11 protein-coding genes and 1 pseudogene are annotated in these 12,922 nt (G+C 56.0%); 11 read left to right on the top strand and 1 reads right to left on the bottom strand.

Annotated elements, in window-relative coordinates; translation table 11 throughout:
• The 10 genes and pseudogenes from AC1DH9_RS11165 to trxC form a co-directional block, all read left to right on the top strand.
• Nucleotides 1–1,825 (top strand): type VI secretion system Vgr family protein (locus tag AC1DH9_RS11165; protein WP_477808172.1); only part of this gene is annotated, 1,825 nt, incomplete at its 5' end.
• Nucleotides 1,815–2,331 (top strand): annotated as a pseudogene (locus tag AC1DH9_RS11170) (hypothetical protein). The gene AC1DH9_RS11165 and the pseudogene AC1DH9_RS11170, both read left to right, overlap by 11 nt.
• Entirely contained in the window at nt 2,328–7,307 is a 4,980-nt protein-coding gene (locus AC1DH9_RS11175; protein WP_477808173.1) for an RHS repeat-associated core domain-containing protein, read from the top strand. Before AC1DH9_RS11170 ends, AC1DH9_RS11175 begins: the two are co-directional and overlap by 4 nt.
• Nucleotides 7,304–7,774: a hypothetical protein gene (locus AC1DH9_RS11180; protein ID WP_477808174.1), complete on the top strand. Its 471-nt coding sequence runs from the start codon at nt 7,304–7,306 to the stop codon at nt 7,772–7,774. The genes AC1DH9_RS11175 and AC1DH9_RS11180 overlap by 4 nt, the downstream gene beginning before the upstream one ends.
• Nucleotides 7,775–8,149: 375 nt before the next feature.
• Nucleotides 8,150–8,365: an SMI1/KNR4 family protein gene (locus AC1DH9_RS11185; protein ID WP_477751789.1), complete on the top strand. Its 216-nt coding sequence runs from the start codon at nt 8,150–8,152 to the stop codon at nt 8,363–8,365.
• Nucleotides 8,366–8,500: 135 nt separating this feature from the next.
• Nucleotides 8,501–8,890 carry an immunity 22 family protein gene (locus AC1DH9_RS11190; protein WP_427537884.1) on the top strand — a complete coding sequence of 130 codons (390 nt, stop codon included), beginning with the start codon at nt 8,501–8,503 and terminating at the stop codon, nt 8,888–8,890.
• Between the two features lie 64 nt (nt 8,891–8,954).
• On the top strand, nt 8,955–9,218 hold the full coding sequence (locus AC1DH9_RS11195) for a hypothetical protein (RefSeq protein WP_427537881.1): 264 nt from the start codon (nt 8,955–8,957) through the stop codon (nt 9,216–9,218).
• Nucleotides 9,219–9,753: 535 nt separating this feature from the next.
• Entirely contained in the window at nt 9,754–10,080 is a 327-nt protein-coding gene (locus AC1DH9_RS11200; protein WP_442114530.1) for a DUF6124 family protein, read from the top strand.
• Nucleotides 10,081–10,115: 35 nt separating this feature from the next.
• The gene (locus AC1DH9_RS11205; RefSeq protein WP_427537875.1) at nt 10,116–10,388 is read left to right on the top strand and encodes a hypothetical protein; all 273 of its coding nucleotides are present in this window, start codon (nt 10,116–10,118) and stop codon (nt 10,386–10,388) included.
• Between the two features lie 111 nt (nt 10,389–10,499).
• Nucleotides 10,500–10,934: a thioredoxin TrxC gene (gene trxC, locus AC1DH9_RS11210; protein ID WP_427537872.1), complete on the top strand. Its 435-nt coding sequence runs from the start codon at nt 10,500–10,502 to the stop codon at nt 10,932–10,934.
• Nucleotides 10,935–11,090: 156 nt separating this feature from the next.
• On the opposite strand, the gene AC1DH9_RS11215 is transcribed toward trxC, so the two are convergent.
• On the bottom strand, nt 11,091–11,861 hold the full coding sequence (locus AC1DH9_RS11215; protein ID WP_123581965.1) for a ParA family protein: 771 nt from the start codon (nt 11,859–11,861) through the stop codon (nt 11,091–11,093).
• A gap of 348 nt (nt 11,862–12,209) precedes the next feature.
• On the opposite strand from AC1DH9_RS11215, the gene AC1DH9_RS11220 reads away from it, so the two are divergent.
• Nucleotides 12,210–12,922, top strand: a 713-nt coding sequence (locus tag AC1DH9_RS11220; protein ID WP_477808175.1) for a beta-ketoacyl synthase chain length factor, incomplete at its 3' end; no start/stop codon positions are given.

A 12,922-nucleotide genomic window follows, 5' to 3' on the forward strand; every position in this document is an offset into this window, starting at 1 on the left:
GATCTATCGCGTCGCCCAAGGCGATGCCGGTAAACGCCTGACCCGCTACTCGGTGACCCTGCGCCCGCAGCTGTCTTACCTTTCTCACCGCATCAACCAACGCATCTTCCAGAACCTCAGCGTGCCGAAAATCATCGGCCAGGTCCTCGAAGAGCACGGCATCCAAAGCAATGCCTACGAATTCAAAGTCGGTGCGATTTATCCCGAGCGCGTGTATTGCGTTCAGTACGATGAATCGGACCTGCATTTCATCCAGCGCCTGTGCGAGGAAGAAGGTATCCACTACCACTTCCAGCACAGCGCCACCGCTCACAAGTTGGTGTTCGGCGATGACCAGACGGTGTTCCCGAAACTCGCGCCGGTGGCCTACCAGCAAGACTCCGGCATGGTCGCCAACGACCCGGTGATCAAGCGCTTCGACCTGCGCCTGGAAACCCGCACCAGCCGTACCACCCGTCGCGACTACGACTTCGAGAAACCGCGCATCACCCTCGAAAGCGAGGCCCGTGGCGACAGCAAACCGGACCTCGAAGACTACGACTATCCAGGGCGCTTCATCGACCGCGAACGCGGCAAGCACCTGGCCAAGCGAAACCTTGAACGGCACCGCAGCGACTACCAACTGGCCGAAGGCAAAAGCGATCAGCCGCTGCTGGTCAGCGGGCATTTCCTCGCCCTGAGTCAGCACCCCAAGCCTAAGTGGAACGACCTCTGGCTGCTCACTGAGATCCTTCACGAAGGCAAGCAGCCGCAAGTGCTCGAAGAGTCGGTGACCAGCGACACCACCGACCTCAAGGACGACTTCCACCAGGGCTACCGCAACCGCTTTCAGGCCACGCCATGGGACGTGCCCAACCGTCCGCCGCTGGTGCACCCGAAGCCGTGCATTCTCGGCAGCCAGAGCGCGGTGGTCACCGGCCCGAAAGGTGAAGAGATCCACTGCGACCAATACGGTCGAGTGAAAGTGCAATTTCACTGGGACCGCGAAGGCCAGGCCGACGACAAGACCAGCTGCTGGCTGCGCGTTTCGTCCGCCTGGGCCGGTGCCCACTACGGCGGCATCGCCATCCCGCGGATCGGCATGGAAGTGCTCGTCACCTTCCTCGAAGGCGACCCCGACCAACCGCTGATCAGCGGCTGTCTGTACCACAAGGAAAACATCGTCCCCTACGACCTGCCGGCGAACAAGACCCGCAGCACCTTCAAGAGCCTCAGCTCGCCCGGTGGCGGCGGCTACAACGAGCTGCGCATCGAAGACAAGAAAGGCCAGGAACAGATCTTCCTGCACGCCCAGCGCGACTGGGATGAAAACATCGAGCACGACCAGAAGATTCGCGTCGGCAACGAACGCCACGACACCGTCGAGGCCAACAGCTACAGCGAATTCAAGGCCGAAGAACACCACACCGTCTACGCCGACCGCAAAGTCGAAACCCGCGCCAACGACCACCTGACCGTCGGCGTTAACCAGCACATCAAAATCGGCACCGGCCAGTTCATCGAAGCCGGCCAGGAAATCCACCTCAGCAGCGGCCTGAAAGTGGTGCTCGAAGCCGGCAGCGAACTGACCCTCAAGGGCGGCGGCAGCTTCATCAAGATCGACGCCGGCGGCGTGACCCTCAGCGGCCCGGCGATCAACATGAACTCCGGTGGCAGCCCGGGCAGCGGCACCGCAGCGGCACCGTTGATGCCAGGTGTCCTCAAGCAAGCCGACGCCGACAAGGCCGGCGCCGTGCTGACCCCGGCGCAGATCAACACCCTCAAGCGCAATGCGCCGTTCTGTGAAGAGTGCGAAAAATGCAAGGCAGGTGCTTGTGCCATCTGATCGCCTGACACCCCGTAACTGGCTCGCCAGCCGCCCTCTGCAAACCGGCGAGCGCCTGTACCTGATCATCAGCAACGCCAGCGATGCAGCGCCGCTCAACGCTGCCGGACGGGACTGAAGTGTTTTTCCGGTTTTGGGATGGGCGGCATATCTACCCGATCCTTGAAGGTCTCGGCGCGGGGGCCGGTGAAATTCTGCCGGTGTTTGAGCGCTATTTGATCAATGGCCAAAGCCTGGAAGTTGGCGTGCGAGGCGTGCCGCCGGCCAAGGCGTGGCCGTGGTGGGAGGTGCCGCAGGGGTTGCTCGACACGCTGACGGAAAAAGACCACACCACCGTCGTCGACAACCTGATGCAGTGGCTGGGAGAGGACTGCCCGGAACTGTACTTCGCCTTCCCTGAGAGCAACCTGCGCCACAAGGTCGAACGCTTCGTCCGTCAACAACCCAATACAGAAGATATGGCCGAGCGTCTTGCGGCTCAGCTGACAAAGGAAGTCACGTCATGATTGATCCCATCGGTAAATTGGTCCTTCAGGTTCTGGACGCCAAGACTCCTGACGTGAGTGTCATTCTCAAGGATTTCAATAACTGCCTCAGCGACTACAAAGCCTGGGCCGACAGTTTCTGGACCGGCTGGGCATTGGATGTAAACCAGACGTTCAAGGTGGGCAACGAAGTCAGCGTCAGTGAGCGCAAAACCAAGACCGGAGCGGTTGAAACATTCGCCACCTGTCCTTTGCTGGGTGATTTCACACTAATCCATATGTTTGAGGCCGCGCGGTTCGTGCCCATTGGCAACACCCCGGTCAAACTCGAACCGGTCAAGAAAGCGATGATCGGCTACGACGTGGTCGGTCCCGTGGTCACCGCAACGATCGGCGCCAGTGGAATTGAAGTCATCAAGGGCTGCAAACGGGGTCAGCTATACCGCATCACTTTTTTCCCGAACGTCTCCGAAAGCAACGTCAAGGCGCTGTATGCCTCCTACCAGGGCGTCATCGGCAACCTCGATGGCTGGCTTAAAAGTGAATGGTCGGGCAAGTTCCAGCCGCAATGGGCCAGCTATTCGGCAGCTGACCGAATGGGCCGATCTGCAATTCTCGTAAAGTCAGCGCTCGACAGCCTGGAAAAAGCACTGCTGGGCCTCTGGGATGACGTCAAAAGCCTGTTCGAACTGCTCGCCAACCCGATCAAGTACGCGAAAAAACTCGCCCAGTACCTGACCAAGGAGGAGTTGGACAAACTCTACGCCGCCTCCAAGGAAGCCATTGCCACCGGCCTGCTGATTCTCAGCGATGAACCCCTGATGTTCATCTATGTGTCGGCGATCATCGCTTGGGTCGGCATGCTATCGCCACAAATCTGTGTCGAAGTGATCACCGCGATCAGCAGCTCCTTTTTGATCAACGTGGTACTGGGCATTTGCCTCTCTGGCGGCGTCGGCCTGGCAGTACGCGTCGGCACACAAACCCTGGCCAAGGTCAAATCCGGCACAGCGGTCAAAATGCTGGAGGAACTCGCCGAAAAATTGCTGAGCGTCAGTAAAGGCCATGCGCTCAAAGCGCACGGCGAGACGGTAAAACCTCTCGTTGCCAGCGCGCAAGGCGTGCCGATGAGCGCGTCCAAAACCGCTGCGTTAAAGATCGAAGAAGCGACTGCGAAAACCGCTAAAGGCCCGGTGCCGAAGACCRGCGATACCCCTACACAACTGGAGAAAAACGCCTCCGCCTTTGCCCGGAACAAAACAGAAAAGAAAACCACCCTGGAGAAAAAGGAAAAGGTCGACGACGCGTCCAACCAGTCGAAAAACCCCGACGAAAAAAGTGCGACGTGCGCCAAGAAAACCTGCACCAACGGCTGCCCGGTATCGATGGTCACCGGTGAAGAGCTGCTGACCTTGACCGATGGTCAACTCAATGGCCTGCTGCCTTTCGAGTGGACACGCCTGTACCGCACCAGCGCCGCAGAAATCGACTGCGGCCTCGGTTACGGCTGGAGTCACGCCTTGGCGCAACGCGTCGATATMGCGGGTGACGAGGTCGTCTGGACCGACCATGAAAACCGCGTCACGACGTTCCCGCTGCCGAGCGTGCAACGTCCGGCCATTACCAACAGCCTATCGGAAGCAGCGATTTTCCTCGGTGACGATCCCTCCGAATTGATCCTCACCCAGGCCGGCGAACGCGCTCAGTTCTTCCACTTCCGCTACAACAGCAAGGGCGCGACGCTGATCGCCATCAGCGACGATTACGGCAATCGCCTGCACATCACCCGCGACATTCACGGGCGCATCAAACGGGTCGATAACGGCGCTGGTCGCGCCCTGCTCTTGCGTTACGACCGCAAGCACATCGTTGCTGTCGACTATCAGCAGTTCAGCCCGGCGGACAACCTGGAAGATGCCTGGAGCACGGTCCAGACGCTGGTCACTTATGGCTACGACGCACAGTGGCGCCTGATCGAGGCGAAGAACGCCGCCGGTGAAGCCGAGCGCTACGCCTACAACGATCAGAACGTGATCCTTGAGCGGCAACTGGCCGGCGGCGCGAGCTTCTTCTGGGAATGGGAAAAAGAAGGCAAGTCGGCACGCTGCATCCATCACTGGGCGAGCTTCTCGCAGATGGACGCGCACTACGTCTGGGATGACAAGGGCAGTGTCACCGTCACCAACGCCGACGGCAGTGAAGAGGTCTACACCCACGACGACCAAGCGCGACTGGTGGCCAAAGTCGACCCGGACGGTGCTGAACACCTGAAGGCCTATGACGACAAGGGCCAACTGGTTGCCGAAAAAGATCCACTCGGTGCCGTCACCGAATACCAATACAACGAAGCCGGAAGGCTGGTGGCGGTCATCCCACCAGAAGACGCACCGACCACTTACGAGTACTACAACGGTTTTGTGCGCGTGGTGAACCGGGGTCAGGCGACCTGGAAATACTGGCGCAACGACCAAGGCGACATCACCGAACAAATCGACCCAGACGGCAACTCGACCCACTACAGCTACGACCGCCAGGGCCGACTGCTGGAAATCCGCCACCCGGACGGCAGCCGCCATCAACTGGGCTGGAACAACCTCGGCCAACTGCTCGAAGAGCGTCTGCCAGACGGCGGTCAGCGTAAATATCGCTACGACGCACTGGGCCGGCAGATCACCCGTCAGGAAGAAAGCGGCGCCATCACCCACTACCAATGGGATGCCGCCAACCGCCTCGCGCAGATCACCCTGCCCGGCGGCGCCACCCGCGCTTTCAGCTACAACCCTTATGGCCGCGTCACCGCCGAACGCGATGAACTGGGCCGCGTCACCCGCTACGAGTACGCCGATGGCCTGCACCTGGTCAGCCGTCGCATCAACCCGGACGGCAGCCAGCTGCGTTATCGATACGACAACTCGCGCCTGCTGCTCAGCGAGATCGAAAACGAACGCGGCGAGCACTACCACCTCGATTACTACCCGAACGGCCTGATCCAACAGGAAACCGGTTTCGACGGACGTCGCACCGCTTACGAGTACGACCTCAACGGCCAACTGCTGAAGAAAACCGAATTCGGCGATGACGGCAGCGAACTGGTCACCGAATACCAACGCGACGCCGCTGGCCGACTGCTGGTGAAAACCCTGGCCGATGGCGAGGAAATTCACTACAGCTACGACGCCCTTGGTCGGTTGGTGAACGTCGATGACGGCCACTGGCCGCTCGCCTACGAGTACGATCTGCAAGACCGCCTGATCACTGAACACCAAGGCTGGGGCACGCTGCGTTACGAGTACGACACGCTCGGCCAATTAAGCCATTGCCGCCTCCCCGACGGCAGCAAGCTCGACTATCGCCATCAGGCCGGTGGTCGCCTGAGCAGCATCGACCTCAACGGCGCACGCCTGACCACCCACCAGTTCAGCGCCGGCCGCGAACAGCAACGCCAGCAAGGCCTGCTGCTCAGCCAATACCAGTACGACGAACAAGGCCGATTGCAGGCGCACAGCGTCAGCCAACAGGATCGCAACCTGTTCCAGCGCCGCTATGCCTACGACGCCAACGGCAACCTCGCCGGCATCGACGACAGCCGCAAGGGTAATCGCAGCTACCACTACGACCCGCTCGACCGCCTGATCAACGTGCGCGGCAGCACCCCGGAAAGCTTCGCCCACGACCCGGCCGGTAACCTGCTGGGCCAGGGCGACCAGCCCGCGGCCAACCTGGCCAACGTCAAAGGCAACCGCCTGCTGATGCAGGGCGACCGCCATTATGACTACGACGCTTACGGCAACCTGACCCGCGAACGCCGCGGCACCGGGCAAAAACTGGTCACCGAATACCGCTACGACTGCCAACACCGCCTGATCGGCGTCAGCCTGCCCGGCGGCAGCAATGCCACTTACAGATATGACGCCTTCGGTCGCCGCATCGCCAAGACCGTCGATGGCCACACCACCGAATTCCTCTGGCAAGGCGAACGGCTGATCGCCGAAAGCGCCAACAACCGCTACCGCAGCTACATCTACGAGCCCGGCACCTTCCGCCCGTTGGCCATGCTCGATGGAGAAGGTCCGCTCAAGGCCGAGCCGTTCTACTACCAACTCGACCACCTCGGCACCCCGCAGGAAATCACCGACTACAGCGGCGAGATCATGTGGTCCGCCAAGTACCGCGCCTACGGCAACCTCGCTACGCTGGACGTCGCCGAAATCGACAACCCGCTGCGCTTTCAGGGCCAGTATTTCGATGCTGAGACGGGCTTACACTACAACCRCCATCGCTACTACAATCCGGGCACTGGACGGTTTTTGACGCCGGATCCGATCAAACTGGCTGGGGGGTTGAACAACTACCAGTACGTGCCTAACCCTACGGGGTGGGTGGATCCGTTGGGGTTGAATGCTAATTGCCCGGGACCCGACTGCAAGCTACCTACTAACTCAGCAAATGCGACGAAACCTGACCGCATCCCCATGACCCAGGCTAAGTACGATGAGGTCATCAATCTTGAAAAAGGTAATAGGCCGGGTAGTGCACGCGAATACTTGCCGGAGCAGTACGTGGACCTTCATGAGGGGGCTTTTAAACAACAGGGAGGTTCATTTGTCGTGATCGACGAGTGGATTGAACGTTCATCGTATCCTACATTCCCCCCTAGAAAATTCGTGGGACTCCCTTCAGAGATGGACAAGGTAGTTGCCAAGTACAAAGCGAGCGGTGGTGACTGGGAAGTGCTAAATAGAGAGCTAAACCTTGGCTCAGCTGACCTCTCGTCCGCGAAAATTTATCTTGTGAAAATCAAGCCAAATGATCCAAGATTCAAATACGAAATACCAAACGGTAATGAAGCAGGCGCTTATCATAAGGAATGGGTACCTGGAGGCGAGACAAAAAGTGGCACAAAGGAAGCAGCACTGATTGGTTCTGAAAAAATCGAACATGGCTCTGACATGAGCAAACTCCTCAGCCAATTTGAAGATTGGGAAAAACTTCAATGATCAGCAACTTTGAAATTGCCTTAAGCAAAGATGAATTCCCCGAATATTTCAGGGGAGCTGGAAAGTATTTCACGAGAGACCCTGACTGGGGCACTCAGCTGCATATCATTAACTGGCAGGGACTATGCGGCTTTCTTAAAAACCAAGAAAATCCCGCCACCATACTTAAGTCCGCATTTAATAAATACTTGAATACCATAAAAGAAACAAYAGAAGATGCCAGCGACCTTCTAGAAAATATAGGTTGCTATTATTACATGCGAAAAAAAGTCGCAGCTCTATCCGCGAATGGCTTTGACCTCGTTCGTGACATGACAGACAAAGAAAAACAGACAATATCAAGAGCAATTATATTTCTGCGCAACGAATTGACCAATGCGAACAACTCTCAGGACCTAGAGCTCTTTAACCGTCGAATGACCAAACTCGTCAATGACGGTGGCCCATCGAATATAGAGAGCCTTTGAAAACAAAGGGGCGGATTTATTTTCTAGGCACTCAGTGAAAATTCGTTTTTTCATCGTATGAAAAACTATCAAAATCTTATGAAAAAGAAAGGGAAGCCTCATTAGCCGGCTCAGGAAACAACGGAGGTTTGCTCATGGAGAGAAATAATGATGGGAGCCTGATATGAAATTTGATTGGAGCTCTTTCGGCATTGAGCAGAACTCCAGCGTTGATGCAGATACGATTGCCCAAGTACAAAAACTACTTAGCGTAGTTTTTCCAGAATCATATTTGGATCTGGTCAAGTATTCTAATAAGGCTTCCCCAAAAACTTCTTCATTTACATATAGTGACAAAGAAACTACATAAGCGAGTTTTTATCTTTCTCGCCTATTATTAGACCGTATACCGTCTCATGGTACTCGCGAGTAGGAGGAGTTCCCGGACTTCCCCAAGGAATGTTCCCCATCGCAAGGGACGCCGGTGATTACCTGATTTGTCTAGATTTCAACAAGCCGTCTATTGCTGTTGAGATTTTTGATCCGAGTTCAGGTAAAACCTACTTTGCCGCCTCCAACTTTGATAAATTTATCGGCTCATGGAGTGAATAGAGAGCGGAGTTTAGGATCCGTCCATTTTTTTGGGAGGTCTATCTAAAAAAGAAATTTGAAAAGTATGTCATACTCCGACCATAGAGGTGGGGAAGACGCTCTACCTTCAGGATTCAAAGATTGAAGGAGCTAGAAATGGGTTTGATAAAGTCCGTCTCGATTTGGGTTGCAAATACAAACTGGGAAGAGTCCACACTTCGAGAGGTAATGACCCCTGCATACTCCGAAGACGGTGACTTTCTTGGCTCCGAATTCACCAACACTTTTTCATTAGGATTCGTTGATGACGACTCAATTGAAGCCGACAAAGTCGAACTGACGAAGTCATTATCAGAAGCTATTGATGGCTTCTCATATGACACTGACATTTCTGCTGACTTCAAACAAAAAAACATCTCATCGCCCATACATAAAATAGATACATTAGTTTTAGTTTACGACTATAAATACTTCGGAGCCCCCTTAACGAGCTCAATTAGGCGCGAGCAATTTTTCTTCTTAGGTAATTTCGAGTACAGTGAATAATCTAAAAACAAGAAAATAAATCACTCTTCCTTTCTATTTTATCGCTGGCTCTACAGGGTAGACAATGAACTTCAACGATGTTCTTCTCAGTAAAAGCGAACGATTTTCTATCGGAATTGAAGAAGAATCAGGAAAATTCTACGTTTCGATACCTGTCAGCAACCGTATGGTTGACTATGATGAGTATTACGAAATTGACAAGCGCGCCTTTGATACATATATAAAAAACCCAGCTTCCGCACTATCATTTGTCGAACGCTGTCGAAACCGCGAAGTAGAAAACTTACTAATAGTACAACCGGGAAAAGATCGCGGAATCGCAACCTAAAAGCAACTTAACYAAATGGTAAGAAAGTCATAATTAATCCACCATTTTTTCTGAAGGCAAGAGCTCCGCACCAATGATACGTGACAAACTATATAAAACAGTCAAACACCATGGCTTTACCGTAGTATCATTTACGGACCACCGAAATTTCTTTTCCTCTTGGTCAATCACTGTCAGAAAAAATGAAAACAGCTACATAATTGAACACGAAGGAAGAGATAACTGGTTAATAATTTACTGCGAAAGGACGTCAAACAAACTCGAAGAGCTTGATAAGAAAATCTCTCATGCAATGACTGACGATGACAAAATTTATCAATGCGAAATATGGTTGTCAGCCATTACATAAACCGTCCTACTCCAAGTCCTAGGACATTTCCCGCACGCTGTAGCGCCTTAGGTGAACTTGTCCCAAATCGACCACGCAGATAGTCTTCACAAGTCGCCATAAATTCAGCGACCAGTTTTGACAGACTGAACAGTATCAAGGCATGCAAATGCCGCTATGCKGCTCCATAGCTCAGGGAGCTTCACCATGAAAAAGATCACCCTCAAACCACTCAGCCTCACCGCCACCCATCCCCTCGACACCTCAAACCCGACCCAACGTCCGAGCCCCATCTTCACCGTTACCCCCAACATCGACACTGAAACCCTGCTAATCCACGCCAGCGAAACCTTGGCCTCGCTGAACGCGATGACCACCGACCTGGCCTTTGAGCTTGAAGGCGCGCACCGCATCGTGGCGTTGGGTATTCAGCAGATGATCGTGTTGGGCGAGCTGCTGGTGAACAGAGCACTGGAGAACCTCGATCTGCCCGATTCGGTGGACTGCCGATTCAATCCGTCCGCCGTCCATTGACGGGCCGCGTTGTTTTATCGAATGGAGTGTTCCCCATGTCTCGATACATGCCCATTACCGGCCTGGACTGCAACGTCCCTTCCCTGCTGATCGACACTGAAGCCCCGCTCGACGTGCTGCACGAAACAGCGGCCTACCGCATCCGCAGCGCCACCCAACTGCTGGAAACCTTCGCCCTGCGCGACGACATCCAGGGTGACGCCAGCGTCTTGCATGAGGTTGCGCAGGCGCTGGTCATTTCGTTGCGCGACGGCTGCGACATGCTGGACGTCATCGGGCGGCGCTTGCGGGCGCAGGTTTCGGTGTAATGAATATGGGCGACCTTGAGGTCGCCCATTTTTTGCTCTCGCCTGCACACCTTGATAATCCATGGCCTCGGCTCCAGATTGGTTGCATTGCCCACTTTCCGGAGCCCCTTCATGTCTGAACCCCTGTTGATCCCCTGCCCCCACTGCAACGGCCTCAACCGCATCCCCGCCGAGCGCCTGGGTGATCATCCCAAGTGCGGCCGCTGCAAAGCCGACGTCCTGCTGAGCAAGCCCTTTGAGCTGACGCAAGGCGATTACGCCAGTCAGATCAAGGGTGATCTGCCGTTGCTGGTGGATGTGTGGGCGGATTGGTGTGGGCCGTGCAAGTCGTTTGCGCCGGTGTTCGAGCAGGCGGCGGGGCAGTTGGCGGGCAAGTGTCGGTTGGCCAAGCTGGACAGCGAGGCGAATCAGCAGTTGTCGGCGCAGTTGGGGATTCGTTCGATTCCGAGTTTGATTCTGTTCAAGAACGGTCGGGAGGTGGCGCGTCAGAGCGGGGCGTTTCCGTTGCCGCAGTTGATGAGCTGGTTGCGGAGTCAGGGGGTCTGACGACGATCTCAAAGCCACCCTGAACTAAATGTGGGAAGAGCCGGGCGACGTTCGTCTGCTCGCGATAGCGGCCTGACAGCCAACATCTACGTTGAATGTCACACCGTCATCGCGAGCAGGCTCGCTCCCACATGGGTGTTGTGTTGTCTGTAGGGATCAGGTGTTTTCCAGCAGGTTGTGCAGTTCGACGAACTGTTGGGTCAGTTTGTGCCGGGGGTCGAGGTGGATCAGTGGCATGTTGGCCTGGTGGGATTCGCGCATGCGCACCGAGCTGGCCAGGTACACCGGTAGCACCGGCAGGCCTTCGGCGATCAGTTCGTCGAGCATCTGCTGCGGCAGGCTCGCGCGGGCCTGGAACTGGTTGACCACGATGCCTTCGACTTGCAGGTCCTCGTTGTGGTCTTCCTTCAGCTCTTCGATTTCCGCCAGCAAGCCGTACAGCGCCTGACGGGAGAAGCTGTCGCAGTCGAAGGGAATCAGCACGCGGTCGGCGGCGATCAACGCGGACACCGCGTAGAAGTTCAACGCTGGCGGGGTGTCGAGGTAGATCCGGTCGTAGTCTTCGGCCAGTTCGTCGAGCAGTTTGCGCAGCTTGTTGATCTTGTGTTTGGCCTCAAGTTTGGGCTGCAGGTCGGCCAGCTCGGCGGTGGCAGTGACCACATGCAGGTTGTCGAACGGGGTTTCGTAGATATCGACCTGGTTTTTCTTCGAAAACGGCCCGGACGACAGGGTCTGCTTGAAGAAGTCGGCGATGCCCATCGGGATGTCGTTGCCGGTCAAACCCGTCAGGTACTGAGTGGAGTTGGCCTGGGCATCGAGATCCACCAGCAGCGTGCGATAGCCCTCGCTGGCGCTGACCGCCGCCAGATTGCAGGCAATACTGGATTTGCCCACGCCACCTTTCTGATTGAACACCACGCGCCGCATGTCAAAACCTCCGTGTATCAAAGAATGACCGAGTGTAGTTGCCGACACCGCTGCTTCGCTACCTCGTTGGTAGTCGGACTGCACGGTCAGCTGCAATCTCGGCAAAAAACCGACCGGTTTCGCTCTTTGAGTGATGAATCAACTGACAGACACGTCTGTTAAAAACAGAATAATGGCAAAACGACAGCTTTTTCGCAGATAAACGGCATGGCACACCGAACAAATTGGGGCCAGTATTTGCTGAAAGCCCGCCGCACCGGGATAATGCGCGCCACTCGGCGGTAGCRTCATGCCGGGTCAGTCGCCGGTCAATCGACTCACCGCGTCATGGAAGCCCGCAGGGGCGGGATGAATTTTTCAGTGATCAAATTCAATATCGCCCAATGGCGCGCTTGGGCCCCTGGGCTCGAAAGCGTGGACGACTGGCAAGCCTGGAGCCGACAACCGGTCGTGCTCGAGAACAGCGATGCCGCCCCCGACGTATCGTTTTTGCCAGCCATGCAGCGTCGGCGACTCAGCCGTCTGGCGCGGATGGCCTTTAGTGTCGGCTGGCCGTTGGCCGAGGGTCACGAACAGCTACCGTTGGTCTTCATTTCTCGTCACGGCGAAACCCCGCGCACMTTCGAGATTCTCAACGACCTGGCCGCCGATCAGCCGCTGTCACCGACCCAGTTCAGTCTGTCGGTGCACAACGCCGTCATCGGCCTGTGGTCGATCATGCGCGGAGAAACCAGCGAAATGACCGCCCTCGCGGCGGCTGGCGATGGCCTTGAACACGGCATGCTGGAGGCTGCGGCGCTGCTTGAAGAAGGCGCGCCGGCGGTACTGCTGGTGATCACCGAAGAACAACCGCCGCAAGCCTACTCGACCTGGATCGACGATGTACCGTTCCCGTACGCAGTCGGCCTGTTGATCACGCCCGGAAATCAGTGGCAGCTGTCTCTGAACAGCACCACGGATACGTTGTCCAAACCCCATTGGCCCCATGCGCTGAATCTGTTGAGTACTCTGCTCGGCCAGCAGACCACCTGCCAACATGCCTGGAAAAATCGTGTATGGAC

Source organism: Pseudomonas sp. 05T35, from assembly GCF_056396605.1.